Source organism: Methylibium sp., from assembly GCF_013817345.1.
Lineage (GTDB): Bacteria > Pseudomonadota > Gammaproteobacteria > Burkholderiales > Burkholderiaceae_C > Methylibium.
In genome coordinates this window covers 45,601-59,097 of record NZ_JACDCW010000010.1, presented here as the reverse complement: position 1 = coordinate 59,097, position 13,497 = coordinate 45,601, and the positions used below count along the sequence as shown (strand labels likewise).

Annotated in this window: 15 protein-coding genes; 14 read left to right on the top strand and 1 reads right to left on the bottom strand. The window is 68.2% G+C overall.

Features of this window, described 5'->3' with window-relative positions:
• Positions 1-640 (bottom strand): response regulator transcription factor (locus H0W40_RS03450; RefSeq protein WP_292443196.1); only part of this gene is annotated, 640 nt, incomplete at its 3' end.
• Positions 641-962: 322 nt separating this feature from the next.
• On the opposite strand from H0W40_RS03450, the gene H0W40_RS03445 reads away from it, so the two are divergent.
• The 14 genes from H0W40_RS03445 to H0W40_RS03380 all read left to right on the top strand — a co-directional run bounded on the left by H0W40_RS03445 (position 963) and on the right by H0W40_RS03380 (position 13,493).
• Positions 963-2,951, top strand: coding sequence for an FHIPEP family type III secretion protein (locus H0W40_RS03445; RefSeq protein ID WP_292443195.1), 1,989 nt, complete (start codon positions 963-965; stop codon positions 2,949-2,951).
• A gap of 3 nt (positions 2,952-2,954) precedes the next feature.
• The gene (sctS, locus tag H0W40_RS03440) at positions 2,955-3,236 is read left to right on the top strand and encodes a type III secretion system export apparatus subunit SctS (RefSeq protein ID WP_292443194.1); all 282 of its coding nucleotides are present in this window, start codon (positions 2,955-2,957) and stop codon (positions 3,234-3,236) included.
• A gap of 10 nt (positions 3,237-3,246) precedes the next feature.
• Complete coding sequence (gene sctC, locus H0W40_RS03435) at positions 3,247-4,926, top strand: type III secretion system outer membrane ring subunit SctC (protein WP_292443192.1); 1,680 nt, start codon at positions 3,247-3,249, stop codon at positions 4,924-4,926.
• The gene (locus H0W40_RS03430) at positions 4,923-6,017 is read left to right on the top strand and encodes an FHA domain-containing protein (RefSeq protein ID WP_292443190.1); all 1,095 of its coding nucleotides are present in this window, start codon (positions 4,923-4,925) and stop codon (positions 6,015-6,017) included. Before sctC ends, H0W40_RS03430 begins: the two co-directional genes overlap by 4 nt.
• A gap of 297 nt (positions 6,018-6,314) precedes the next feature.
• Positions 6,315-6,467, top strand: a complete 153-nt coding sequence (locus H0W40_RS03425) for a hypothetical protein (protein WP_292443188.1) — start codon at positions 6,315-6,317, stop codon at positions 6,465-6,467.
• Positions 6,468-6,541: 74 nt separating this feature from the next.
• Entirely contained in the window at positions 6,542-7,009 is a 468-nt protein-coding gene (locus H0W40_RS03420) for a M48 family metallopeptidase (protein ID WP_292443187.1), read from the top strand.
• Between the two features lie 31 nt (positions 7,010-7,040).
• Positions 7,041-7,457 (top strand): hypothetical protein, encoded by a 417-nt coding sequence (locus H0W40_RS03415; protein WP_292443186.1) that lies wholly within the window; start codon positions 7,041-7,043, stop codon positions 7,455-7,457.
• Between the two features lie 48 nt (positions 7,458-7,505).
• The gene (sctJ, locus tag H0W40_RS03410; protein ID WP_367153726.1) at positions 7,506-8,414 is read left to right on the top strand and encodes a type III secretion system inner membrane ring lipoprotein SctJ; all 909 of its coding nucleotides are present in this window, start codon (positions 7,506-7,508) and stop codon (positions 8,412-8,414) included.
• A gap of 50 nt (positions 8,415-8,464) precedes the next feature.
• Positions 8,465-9,154 carry a SctK family type III secretion system sorting platform protein gene (locus H0W40_RS03405; RefSeq protein WP_292443184.1) on the top strand — a complete coding sequence of 230 codons (690 nt, stop codon included), beginning with the start codon at positions 8,465-8,467 and terminating at the stop codon, positions 9,152-9,154.
• On the top strand, positions 9,136-9,804 hold the full coding sequence (gene sctL / locus H0W40_RS03400) for a type III secretion system stator protein SctL (RefSeq protein WP_292443182.1): 669 nt from the start codon (positions 9,136-9,138) through the stop codon (positions 9,802-9,804). The genes H0W40_RS03405 and sctL overlap by 19 nt, the downstream gene beginning before the upstream one ends.
• Positions 9,801-11,198: a FliI/YscN family ATPase gene (locus H0W40_RS03395; protein ID WP_367153725.1), complete on the top strand. Its 1,398-nt coding sequence runs from the start codon at positions 9,801-9,803 to the stop codon at positions 11,196-11,198. Before sctL ends, H0W40_RS03395 begins: the two co-directional genes overlap by 4 nt.
• On the top strand, positions 11,195-11,686 hold the full coding sequence (locus tag H0W40_RS03390; protein WP_292443180.1) for a hypothetical protein: 492 nt from the start codon (positions 11,195-11,197) through the stop codon (positions 11,684-11,686). Before H0W40_RS03395 ends, H0W40_RS03390 begins: the two co-directional genes overlap by 4 nt.
• Positions 11,683-12,246 carry a flagellar hook-length control protein FliK gene (locus tag H0W40_RS03385; RefSeq protein WP_292443179.1) on the top strand — a complete coding sequence of 188 codons (564 nt, stop codon included), beginning with the start codon at positions 11,683-11,685 and terminating at the stop codon, positions 12,244-12,246. Before H0W40_RS03390 ends, H0W40_RS03385 begins: the two co-directional genes overlap by 4 nt.
• Positions 12,243-13,493, top strand: a complete 1,251-nt coding sequence (locus H0W40_RS03380; RefSeq protein ID WP_292443177.1) for a FliM/FliN family flagellar motor switch protein — start codon at positions 12,243-12,245, stop codon at positions 13,491-13,493. Before H0W40_RS03385 ends, H0W40_RS03380 begins: the two co-directional genes overlap by 4 nt.
• Positions 13,494-13,497 lie beyond the last annotated feature (4 nt).

Here is a 13,497-nt window from a genome sequence, read left to right as displayed (position 1 = left end):
TCAGCGGCCGCGTTCCGGGCTGGTCGATCTTCTTGCGCAGGCGGCCGATGTGCACGTCGATCACGTTGTCCATCGGCGTGGCGCGTTTGACTTCCTTCCACACTTCGCGCGCGAGCGTGTCGCGCGAAACGACGCCGTGCGCGCGCCGCATCAGCAGCTCGAGCAAATCGAATTCCAGCGTCGTCAGCTCCACCGGCTTGGACGCGCGCGTCACGGTGCGCAAGGCGATGTCCATCGCGAGGTCGTGCACCGCGAGCCGCAGCACGACCTCGGCGCGCCCGCGGCGCAGCAGCGCGTGCAGCCGGGCTTCCAGCTCGACCATCGAGAAGGGTTTGGTGAGGTAGTCGTCGGCGCCGGCCTGCAGACCGGCCACGCGGTCTTCGACCTCGCTGCGCGCCGAAAGGATCAGCACGGGCAATTCGTTCTCGCGCTTGCGCAGTGCGTCGAGCACCTGCAGCCCGTCGCGCCCCGGCAGGCCCAGGTCGAGGATCAGCACGTCGAAGTGCTGCGCCGTCGCCATGAAAAAGGCCTCTTCTCCGGTGCGCGCATGGCTCACCTCGTAGCAGGCCGACTCCAACGCGCGATGAACGCAAGCGCTGATCGTTTCGTCATCCTCCACCAGCAGAACTTGGATTCCCACTCGGCAGTACTCCTGTGCCTTTGTGACCCGCGCTCGGTCGTGGATGAAGTTTTCCTGAAGAGTTGTTCAGGTTGATCCGGATCGCCGCATCCCGTCTCACACTGCTTCAAAGGCCCGCAATGTACGTCCATCTCCGCATCATCCGAACCGACAAAGCCCCACACACCGGCCGCGTCGCTAGTGGTCGTGCGATGCCTCACAGCAAGACGGGACGGGACGGTCCGGGGTAATCCCGAGCGTCGCCGCAACCCCTTGTTTCAACACCGAGAGCGAGAAGTACTCCGTGTTCGATACGACGACATCACCGCAGTCCCGCCCAGGCATGTCTTCCTTGTGGGAACGCATCCTGGTTGCCGTTACGCGGCACAGCCATCTGCTGATGGCGGTACTGATCACCGGCGTCGTCGCGCTGATGGTCCTGCCGGTGCCGCCGGTGGCGCTGGACATGCTGATCGCGCTCAACATCGCACTCAGCATCCTCTTGCTCATGCTCGCGATCTACATTCCCGCAGCGCTGGGCATGTCCACCTTCCCCTCGCTGATCGTGCTGACCACGGTGCTGCGGCTGTCGCTCAACATCGCCTCGACCAAGCAGATCCTGCTGCATGCCCATGCGGGCCAGATCATCGAAACCTTCGGCCGCCTCGTGATGGGCGGCCAGGTGATCGTCGGGCTGGTCGTGTTCTCGATCATCGCCGTGGTGCAGTTCATCGTGATCTCCAAGGGCGCCGAACGCGTCGCCGAGGTCGGCGCCCGCTTCACGCTCGACGCCCTGCCCGGCAAGCAGATGAGCATCGAGGCCGATCTGCGGGGCGGCTTCATCGACAAGCACGAGGCTCGGCGCCTGCGCGCCCTGCTCGAGCAGGAATCGCACATGCACGGCTCGATGGACGGCGCGATGAAGTTCGTCAAGGGCGATGCCATCGCCGCCATCATCATCGCGCTCGTCAACATCGTGGCGGGCATCTCCATCGGCGCGTGGGTGCTCGACATGCCGATCGCCGACGCCGGGGCGCGCTACACGCTGCTGAGCGTGGGCGACGGCATGGTCTCGCAGATTCCCTCGCTGCTCACCTGCGTGGCGGCGGGCATTCTCATCACCCGCGTCGCCGGCCAGGAAGGCAACCCGCGCAACCTGGCCTCGCAGATCGGGCAGCAGGTGATCGCGCAGCCGATGGCGCTGCTCGCTTCCTCCGGCATCCTGTTCGGCTTCATGCTGGTGCCGGGATTCCCCAAGCTGCCGTTCCTCCTGCTGGGCACCGTGCTGGCCTTCCTGGGCCTGCGTTCGTTGCGGCGCAACCGGGTCTTGCCGAGCTTGGACGGTGTGCGCACGCTCAATGCGGCCCGCGCCGGCGCGCCCGAGGCGGCTAACCTGCTGCCGTTCGAAGCGCCGGCCATCGTGGTTCCCCTGCTGCTGCGCATTGCGGGCAACCTGAGGGACCGGCTCTCTCCCGCCGCGCTGCAGGAAGCGCTCGAACGCGAGCGCGCCGATTTGCAACATGAACTCGGCATGCCGTTTCCGGAACTGCAGGTCCGCTTCGATGCCACCTTGCCCGACGACGCCTATGCGCTCGACGTCCAGGAGATTCCTTCGCGGCAGGGCAGCCTCTCGCAAGCCTTCGAGCCCGGCGCGACGATCGGCGCCGAGGCCCGGCTGGCCCACGAGGCAGCCGGCACGGTGCGCCTGCGGCCCGACGCCTTCGTGGGCACGCAGGAGATCAACGGCCTGCTCAAGCGCGTGCAGGCGCAACTGCCCGATCTCGCCGAAGAAGTCATGCGCACCCTGCCCACGCAGCGCGTGGCCGACGTGCTGCGCCGGCTGGCGCTCGAAGGGGTGTCGCTGCGCTACCTGCGCGAGATCTACGAAAGCCTGCTCACCTGGGCCGGCCGCGAGAAAGACACCGCCATGCTGTGCGAGTACGTCCGCATCGACCTCGGGCGCTTCATCTGCCACCGCCTGGTCGATGCCGAGCGCCGCCTGCACGTCATCACGCTCGATGCCGCTGCCGAGGCTCAGGTCCGCGGCGCCATTCAGCAAGGGCCCAATGGCGCGTACGTCGCGATGCCGCCCGACGCTCTGCAGGCCCTGTACGCGTCCACCGAATCCGCCGTGGCCACCGTGCCCGCCGAGCGACCCGTGGTCATGCTGGTCACGCTCGAAACCCGCCGCTTCATGCGCCGACTGCTTTCGCAGCGCTGGCCGCAGATGCACATCGTGTCGTATGCCGAGCTCCCGTCCGACCTGCAGATCCAGCCGATCGCGCGCATCGGTCTGCCCAACGCCGCGCCGCTGCGCGCGGTGTCCGAGTAAGCCGTGGATACACCCGCCCTCCTCGAGTTCATGAACCGCGGCTTGCTGCTCGCGCTGTGGGTCTCGCTGCCCACCGTCGCAGCGGCCGCAGCGGTCGGGCTGCTCGTGGCCGTCGTGCAAGCCACCACGCAACTGCAGGACCAGACCGCCTCGCAGGTGTTCAAGCTGATCGCCGCTTGCATCGTGCTCGCGCTGACCGGCCGCTGGCTCGGCGTGAGCATTCTCAATTTCGCCGACGAGATGATGCGCGCCGGCGGTTTCCACGCGCCCGCCGCCATCCTTTAGGAGCCTGTCCATGCGCGCCCACCGTCTCGTGTTCCGTTTTGCGCTGACTCTCTTGATGGCCACGTGTGCGAGCACCGTGCACGGCGGCGAAGTGCGCTGGAAAGGCACCGAGTTCTCCTACACCGCCAAGGGCAAGAAGCTCGAGGAGTTCCTGCGCGAGTTCGGCGCCAGCCAGGGCCTGATGGTCGTGGTGGACAAGCAGGTCCAAGGCACAGTCAACGGCAAGTTCAAGCTGCTGCCCGGCAGCCTCATGGACCTGATGGCCGCGTCCTACGGTTTCATCTGGTACGCGGAAGGCAATGTGCTTTACGTCAGCCCGGCGAGCGACGTGCGCAGCGAACTCATCCGCCTGAGCACCGCCAACGTGGCGCGGCTGCGCCAGGCGCTGGAGCAGCTCGACATCCCCGATCGCCGCTTCCCCATCGTCTACGACAGCCGGCACAACACGGCCCTCGTCTCCGGCCCCAGCCGCTACGTCGACCTGGTGGCGCAGACTGCGCGTTCCGTCGATCGGAACGACAACGTCGTCGGGTCGACCGCGGTGGTGCGTGTGTTTCCGCTGCGCTATGCTTGGGCGGGCGATCTCACCTACACGCAGGGCGGGCGCGACCAGACGATCCCCGGCGTGGCCTCGGTGCTCTCACAGGTTTACGGCGCCTCGCCGGTGCGCACGCTTGCTGCGCCCGCTTCGCCAAGCCGCTCGTCGCCGCTCGACGCCTTGTACGGCCTCGGTCTCAGCGGGCAGGCTCCGGGGTCTGCCTACCGCGGCCGCGCGTCGGTGTTCGATGCCGACACGCGAGCACCCGCCGCACAGTCGTCTTCGCCCGGCGACACCTTGCCGCAGTTCACCGCCGATGGCCGCATGAACGCCGTGATCGTGCGCGACGCCCCCGAGCGCATGAAGGACCACGAAACCGCCGTGAAGTCGCTCGACGTCAAGCCGGGCCTGGTCGAAATCGAGGTGCGCATCATCGAAGTCAACTCCGACGCGCTGGAGGCCCTGGGCTTCGACTGGCGCCTGCGCACCGGGCGCGTCGATCTGCAGGTTGGCCGCGGCAGCCTGCCCACGCTGAGCTGGGGCACCGCACTCGCCGACGGCGCGCCCACGATCGGGCCGAACGGTGCACAAACCCTCTCGCCCTCGCCCAGCGTGGTGCTCACCACCGTGCTCGGCGACGCCGGCCGCTTCCTCATCGCCCGCGTCAATGCGCTTGCGCAGGAAGGCCGCGCCAACATGCTGGCCAGCCCGAAGATCATGACGCTCGACAACGTCGAAGCGGTCATGGAAGACATCAGCACCTTCTTCGTGCGCGTGGCCGGCAACCTCGACGTTGATCTGTTCGACGTGTCGGTCGGCACTTCGCTGCGCGTCACGCCGCTGATCGTGACCGAAGGCGACCAGCAGAAAGTCAAGATGGCCATCCGCATCGAAGACGGCGTGCTCACCGGGCAGGCGGTCGATCAGATTCCCGTCGTGCGCCGCAGCACCATCACCACGCAGTCGCTCATCGCCGATGGCGAGGCGCTGCTGATTGCCGGTTATTCGCAAGAGAGCGACACGAGCGACGAGGCCGGCGTGCCGGGCCTGTCTGCGTTGCCCGGCGTGGGCCGGCTTTTCAAGTACACAGAGAAACGCAAGAGCCGGGTCGAACGCTTCTTCCTGCTCACGCCGAAGGTGGCGGCCCTATGAACACGCAAACCTTCGGCGGCATGGCCGCTGCGCAGCGCGCGCAGCAAACCTTCGCCAACCTGCTGCAGTCCCCCATCCTGAATGCCGGGGCCGCCGTGCCTCGTCTGCACCCCTGTGCCGTGCGCGTCAGCGCGGGCCTTCACCGCGGCGCAGCGCTGCGGCTGCGCTCGGCGGCGCGCGTGGGCAGCGCGGACGACAACGACATCGTGCTGCGAGACGCCGGCGTGCGGCCTCATCATGCGGAACTGCGGCGCGTGGACGGCGTGTGGTCGCTGTTCGCCCTTCCCGGCGGCCTGGCTTTGCCGCCGAGCGAGAGCGGCATACGCGGGCGTTTCATGCGCCAGCGCCTGGTCATCGGCAGCGCCGAGCTGGTGCTCACGCAGGCCCTGCCGCCCGAGCCCGCACCGAAGCGGCTGCGTCGCTCGCTGGGGCGCGGCGTCGCGCCCGTGCTGCTCGCGCTGTCCGCCCTGCTCACGGCCGGTGTGGTGGTGCAACTCGTGCGCCCCGCTTCGGCCAGCATGCCGCTGGACACACGCAATCTGGCCGCACAAGGCTGGCCCGACGTGAACCTCGTGGCCGCCCCCGACTCGTCGCCGCTGGCGACCGGCTACGTGGACGACGCCGCCTCGCTCGCACGGCTGCGGCTGTGGCTCGAGCAGGAGAAGCTGGCGCACGCCGGCCTGCAGGTTCGCGTGGGATCCGAGCTCGCGATGCAGGTGCGTGACGCGCTGGCCGACCCTAGTTTGAGCGTCGCCTACCGCGGCGCCGGCACCGTGCGCGTGCAGGGCACATCGGACGACATGGCGGTGCGAGACCGGCTGCGCCTGCTCACGGCCGACCTCGCAGGCGTCGTGCGCATCGATGACCGCGTTGCGTTCTATCAGGTGCCCAACACGGCGCCGCGCCAACACGCTTTGCCGGTGCAGATCGTGAGCGTGGTTCCGGGCGAGAACGGCAACTTTGCGGGAGCCGACGGCGCGCGCTACTTCGTCGGTGCCGTGCTGCCGGATGGCGCTGAAGTGATCGCCATCGGACCGGAAGCGATCGAGTTCGCAGTGGGCAAGAACCGCATCACCTACCCCTTGAATTGACACAGGAGCTTCGGTATGTATTCCACGCCAAGACAACCCGACCAAGTCCCCACTAGTTTGGCCAACCAGATCCTTGCCGACGACACCGAACAACTGCTCCAGTCGCTACATGAAAGCCTAACCGAGGCTCAAAAGGCGATGCAGGCCGTTGAAGGCGATCCAAGCAAGGCCGCGGCGAACCAAGATGTGTCGAGGCGGTTGGACTCGGCGTTCGAAGTGGCTCGAAGGATCCTGGGAACAGCCCGGGCCTCTCGTGCGCAACGGACTTGACTCTCATCAACCTTCAAGGAGATCGACATGACACAGCTGACGCAGATCCAACAACTCGCCCAAATGAACGACAAAGCGATTGCGACTCAAACCGCGATCATGTCCGAATCAAACAGGATGAACACGGCAATGGTCATGCTTCAAGCCAAGATGGACGGTGCCAAGCGACTCCAGAAGTAATCGACTCATCAAAAGGGGTGTCGCCCTGCGGCGCCCCTTTTTTCCCTTGCATTGCACGCCCACGAAGGCCCTCCATGGAAGACGACGACGACTCCGGCATTTCGAACCCGCTCGTTTCAGGCACTCACTACCGTCTGTTTCTGAAGATCGCCATGCTGGGCACCGAACTGCGTGAGTTCGCCTGCGCGGAACAGATTGCGCGGACGATGCTGGAAGTTCGCCCCGACCTTCCCTACGCCAGCATTTCCCTCGGCATGAACGACTTTGCCGCGGGCCGCAAGAACGATGGAATTCGCACTCTCGAAGCGACGGTAGAGCGCTTTCCGAACAGCCAGCTCGCCAAGGCAACGCTCGGCGTGTGCCTTCTCGACACCGACCGCAGCGGCTGGCAGCAGTTGCTCCAGTCCGTCATCGATGACGGGCGCGACGAATACGCCATCGGCCTGGCCTGCGCCGTGCTCGGCCGCCCCAACGGCTACATCGACCCCACGCCATCCCCTGAGCCCGCGCCCAGCGTGCCAACCCACGCCATGTGGGCCTGAGCGCCCGCCACTTCTATTTTTTGGAGGCTGTATGGAATTTGCAATGTCGGCGGCGACTGCCACCCCTGGATCGACCGGAGCGGGCCTTGCATCCACCGCGCAGCATGAACGCGGACAACGCTTCGCGCAGTTGCTGCAAGCTGAACCGCAGCGCGAGAACTTCTACGCCGACGCATCCGCGGCGTCGCCGAGCACGAGCAATCCCGTCTCCACCTTCGTATCGCAGTTCAACCCGAGCGAGTTCCTGCCGGACGTCCTGCCTGACGCGCTGCAAGCCGAAAGTTGGCATGGTGCGGGGGGGCACGAGATGTCGGCGGTCGAGAGCTTTCAAATGACAAACGACCGCATGATCGCTTTTCAGGGCGAAATCCTTCGCATGTCGCTGATGGTGGAAATGGTGGGCAGCGCCAAGCAAGGCGTCACCACCATTTTCCAGCAGCAGGGGTGAGGCGATGGCGGCCCCCTCGATGCAAGCGCGCAGGCCGGCGATCCGGGGCTGGGCGAGCGCGGCCCTTCTGGTCTGTCCGGCTGCAAGGCCGAACTGTTCGGCAAGGTGGACGAGGCGGATGCCAACGCCGCCCTGACCATCCTCTACAGCGAAGGCATTGCCGCCACCAAATCGCCCGCAGGCGACGATCTCTGGCGGGTCGAGGTCGACGAGAAAGACCACCAGCACGCGCTGCAGGTCACGCGCAACCAGGGCGTGCCGCGCGAGCGCTTCGTCTCGATGGGCGAGCTGTTCAAGAAGGAAGGGCTCGTCTCCACGCCGTCCGAAGTGCGCATGCGCTACATCTTCGCGGTCTCGCAGGAGCTTTCCAACACGCTCTCGCAGATCGACGGCGTGACCTCGGCGCGGGTGCATCCAGTCATCCCCATCAACGATCCGCTGTCCGACCGCGTGCAGCCATCCTCTGCCGCGGTGTTCATCAAGCACCTGCCCGATGCCGATCTTCAGCAGATGGCCCCGGCCATCAAGACGCTGGTCACGCGCAGCATCGAAGGCCTGAAAGTCGATAACGTGTCGCTCACCTTCTTAGCGTCCCGCGCACCGGTTCAGGCGGTGTTGACGCAGCCCGCCAGCCTGCTGCCGGGCGATCCCGTGGTGTCGTCGCTCGCGATCCTGCTGGCCTGCTGCCTGGCCCTCACTTGGGGCGTGATGGGCTGGCGCATGTGGCGCAAGCCGTCCCATCCGCACGGCATGTCCGCGCTGATGCCGGTTTCCACGCATCGCAACCAGGCGCCGAACAACGCGGTTCATCGCCCCGGCCAGTGGTTCGAGCCTTCCGCGAGCGCTGCGATCGATGCGCGTTCGGCCAGCCCCATCATGCCGCCACGCTTCGACGCCGCCCGGCCGGAAACATTCGCCGAGTCCGGCGCGGACGCCAGTTTCGGCGCACCGCGCTGAGCTGACCCGTGTCGCCGCCGAGCGCCGAAACCGAACACCGGCAAGCGGCCATGGACACTGCGGCCCCTCTCTCCAAGCCCTTGCCGCTGCCGACGCAGGCGCAGGCCTCCTGGGCGCAGTTGCTGCTGCGCTTCAACCTGCAGCCGGCGTCCTATGCCGATGAGAGCTGGCTGCCCGAATGGGCGGCAGATGCGCGAGAGCCCGTGCTGCAGGAACTGTCGCTCGCCATGTTGCGCGAACACGGGCTCGAAACCTCCTGTGACTGGTGGCTCAACGACCGCGCCGCGCGCCTGTTCCTGATGGACCGTCCCGCGCGAGCGCGGCTTGCGCTGACGGCGGGCATTGCGGCTCACCGCGACAGCCTGCGTCAGGTCGTGCGGCAGCAGCACCTCACGGCCTTGCGTGGCGCGCTCGGCGACGCGCTCGACACCCTGTGGCTGCCCGTCGCTGAAGCTGTGGAGCACGCGCCCGTGCCGCTGTACCTGCACTGGGAGCCGCTCAACGGCGTGGCGCTGAGGCAGCGCATTCAGCACGACGGCTATCACCAATTGCTGCGTCTTCTCAATGCGCAAGATCCCGTGCAGCGCCCGGCGGCCCTGCGCGCCGCGTTCTGCGCGCCCAAGGGGCTCTCGCTGCAAACCCTGCCTTGCTTGCCCCGACAACGCACCGAGCGCTGGGTTGACGCGATCGTCAACGACATTCTTCCTCGCTGGACGCCCACATGGACCTGGTTGTTCTGATCGATCTCCCCGACTTCATGGTCGCCAGCAAGAGCCGGCTCCTGAAGAAAGCACAAGCCGGCGCGGTGACGGAGGCGGCGGACCTCCTGGTGCGCGCCCGGTCACGCGACGAGCTGATGCTCAAGCAAACCCTCAATGGCTACGAGCAGGCGCGCCAGCGCGGCCGCCGCCAGGGCACCGCGCAAGCGCAGGCCGAGTGGTCGGGCCGGCTGGCTGCCGCTGCGGCCGCACGGCAGGTGGCCCTGCGCGACCTGGCGCCCGCCATGGTGGACATGGTGGTCGATGCGACCGCGGTCGTGCTCAGGAGCGCCAACCGCCGCCAGCTCATGGCCGGCGCGCTTCAAGCGGTGGACGGGCTGCTCAAGCAGGCGCGCTGGGCTCGTCTGCGGGTGCATCCGTCGCAGGCCGAGATGGCCCGCACTGCGCTCGGCGAGTTCGATGCCAAACAGTGCGGTGCGGGGTTGGTCACGGTGATCGCCGATCCCGCAGTGCAATCCGAAGACTGCATCTTTGAAACCGATGTAGGCATTGCCGATGCCGGTCTCGACGTGCAGCTCGCCGCCATCCGCTCGGCGCTGGAAACGACGGTCGCCTCGCTGGTCGAGCAGGCGCCGGCGCATGCCGGTCTGCCGCTGCAGCAACAACCATGAACAGCGACGCCACCCTCGACGCGGAGCGCGCGCCGCACGCTGGCGCCCGCGACCTGCCCGCCGCCGGTGCCGCGCTGCGCGATGCCGGTGCCGGCCTGCGCGATGCGGTGGCGCGCGCACTGGGCACCGTGGCACCGGTGGCGCTGTGCGGGCGCGTGGCGGAAGCCCGCGGCACGCTGATCCGCGTGGCGGGGATCGATGCGCGCATCGGCGAACTTTGCGAGCTGCGGCTGTCGGACGGCCGCGTTCAGCTCGCCGAAGTGACGGGCCTGGCCGACGAATGCGCCCTGCTCATGCCGCACGGCGAGCTCGACGGCCTGTCGCTCGGCGCGCGCGTGGTGCCGCTGCGCCACGGCCACCGCGTGCCGGTGGGCGATGCGCTGCTCGGCCGCGTGCTCGACGGCTTCGGGCAGCCCATCGACGGCCGCGGCCCGCTCGATACCAAGACCTGGCGGCCGGTGAATGCCGCCTCTCCGGCCGCCCTGGACCGCGCTCCCGTCACCCGCCCTTTCAACACCGGCGTGCGCACGATCGACGCGCTCATGACGCTCGGCCAGGGCCAGCGCATCGGCGTGTTCGCGCCAGCGGGCGTGGGCAAGAGCACGCTCGCCGGCATGCTGGTGCGCGCCTGCGACGTCGATGTGTGCGTGGTCGCGCTGGTCGGTGAACGCGGCCGCGAGGTCGGCGAGTTCGTGCAGCACACGCTCGGCCCCGGAGGCATGCGGCGGTCGGTCGTGGTGGCCGCCACGAGCGACAGCTCGGCCGCCGAACGCGTCAAGGCCGGCTTCGTCGCGACCACCATCGCGGAGAGCTTTCGCGACCGCGGGCTGCGGGTGCTTCTGGTCATGGACTCCGTGACACGGCTCGCCCGCGCATTGCGCGAGATGGGCCTGGCCTGCGGCGAGCCGCCCACCCGGCGCGGCTTTCCCCCCTCGGTGTTCGCGGTGCTGCCGCGGCTGCTCGAGCGCGCCGGCAACGCGGCCACCGGCTCCATCACCGCGCTGTACACGGTGCTGGTGGAAGGCGAGGACGAGACCGACCCCATCGCCGAGGAAGTGCGCTCCATCCTCGACGGCCACATCATCCTGTCGCGCGCCATCGCCCAGACGCCGCAGTACCCGGCGATCGACGTGTTGGCCAGCCTGTCGCGGCTCATGCCGGCGGTGGCCTCCGCCGAACAGCAGGCCGCGGCGCACCGCATCCGCAGCCTGATCGCGCGCCACCGCGAGATCGAGCTACTCATTCGCGTGGGCGAGTACCGCGCCGGCAGCGACCCGCTGGCCGACGAAGCCATCGCCAAGCTGCCGGCGATCCAGACCTTCCTGAACCAGGCGCCCGACCACCCGGCAAGCGCGTCCTCGAGCTTGCAGCGACTGATGGAGCTGGCCGCATGAGTACGACGGTGCTCGACGGGCTGCTGCCCATCCATGCCTCGCGCGAGCGGCGCGCGCTTCGCGTTTATCACGAGCAGAACCAGGCTTACGAGCTGGCGCTCGCCGCCCAGATGCACGCCGCCTTGGCGATGACGCGCCTGCAGCATTCGGCCAAGGCGTTGCTCGACGCCGTGCTCGAGGGAGGGGCCATGAACGCCGGCGAGGCTCAGGCTGCACTGGCGCAAGTCGAGGTCTTCGAGCGGCAGATCGAAGCAGCGCGCCTGGAGTTGGAGGCGCTCACGGCCAAGACCCAGACCGCGCTCGATGCCGCCCGCGAAGCGCGCCGCGTTTATGCCGCCAAGGTGCGCACCCATCACAAACTGACCGAAGCCTGCCGCCATGAGGCGCAGCGTGCGGCGCGGCTTCACGGGCAGCGCTCGGAACAGCGCGCTGACGACGAGTTCAGCGCGCGCTGGCAAAACCAATCGCTTCACAGGAACGCCGCATGAACCCCCTCGATGCAGCGCGCCTGCGCCTCGCCACCACGCTGCCCGATGGCAGTGAACGTCCGCCCGCAGCGCAACGCTTCGAGCAGGCCCTGCAGCGCCCGCGCGACGACGGTGGATCCGGCGACCAGCAAGACCGCGAAGGGCGCTCGCCGCGCAAGACGCCCGGCAGCTTGTCGGAGCAGATGGAATCGGCGCGGTCGCCCAACGTCATGCACTGGTTTCGCCAATCGCTCGACCACGGCTTGCCGGATGCCGAGCGCCACGGCCCGGTGCTCGAGGCCTTGCTCCAGGACATCGCCGGCGGCGTGCGGGCCGGCCGGCGCTTGCCGGGCGACCGCTGGCGCCTGACCGTCCGCCTGCGCCCGGAGGTGTTGCCGCTGACCGAAGCCGACATCGCCTGCGTCGGCGGTGAACTTTCGGTGGCGCTGCGAACAGCCTCCGAGAACGCCTACCGCGCACTCGTCGAAGCCCTGCCCTCGCTGAACGCGGCGCTCGAGCAGCGCCAGTTCGGCAACCCGCGAACCATGGTGTTCCTGATCGGCCCGGAGGAACTGCAATGACTGCTCTGCGCGCCCCCGCAGCTTCGCTTGCCAGCCATCCCGCACTGCCGCGCGTGCCAGTGTGGGTCGCCGAAGCCTGCCGCGTCTTCTACGGGCGGCAGCTCGAACCGCTGATTGTTGGAAATGACACCTTCACCGTGCGCTTCGAGGAAGTGCTCGCGTCGCGCGCCGGCATGCAGTTGCATGTGCGCTGCGGCGGCAACGACTTCGAACTGCAGATCATCCAGCCGGCCGTGATGGCCGATCTGGGCCCGGCGCTGACGCAGGGCGTACCCGAACCACTGCGGCGTGCCGCCGTGATGCACGCCCTGCAGCCCTTGTGGCAGGCGCTCGAGCAACGGCTGGGAGCGACGCTCGAGCTGCTCTCGCTCGATGGCGCGGTGCCGGCCTGTTCGCCCGACGAGGCGCTGGGTTTGCGCCTCGAGCACGGTAGCGAGAACGGCGGGCCGGCCGCGCAAACCGCCCTACTGTTGCGCGCGCTGCGGCCGATCGGCTGGCGCCGGCTCGCCCGGGCGGGTACCGCCGGCGGGCTGATCGAGTCGCCCGCTGCGCTCGATGTTCCCGTGGAGGTGTCGCTCCAGTGCGATCCCGTCGGCGTGACGGTGCAGGAACTGGCGAGCATGGAAGCCGGCGATGTGCTGCTGCTCGACGCGCGCGCCGACCGGCTGCGCAGCCTGCCCGTTCGCCTGCTGCTCGGCAGCACGCTCCTGCCCCACATCAGTGCCGTGCAGTCGGGCTGCCGCCTGGAAGTGACGAGCGTGCTGGCAGCGAACGCAGCCCATGCCGAGCCAGGCCGGCCCCCTTCAAGGAGACACGAGATGAATGCTTCCGACCCGAAGAGCGCGCCCGAAGCGGGCGATACCGAATCGCAGATGCCGGCGGGAGGCCCGCCCGACATCGATGCCGTCATGATCGATATCGAGCTGGAACTGGGACGGCTGTCGCTGCCCCTGTCGGCATTGCGCACGCTCGCTGTGGGGCAGGTGTTCGAGACCGTGCAGCCGATCGAGGGCAACGGGGTGGTCCTGTGGTGCGGCGGGCGGCGGCTGGGTCTCGGCCAACTCGTGGCCATTGGCGACCGTCTCGGCGTGCGCATCGCGGCGCTTCAGCCCGCACCGGTCGATCCGAGCGGAGCCGGGCGCGCTGCGGCATCGGCCACGCCAGGCAACGCAGACGAAACCGACGCCGGAGCGACCGCTTCCGCCGCCGCGAGCGAAGCGGTCATCACACCGATGGCCAGCGCCTGATCCG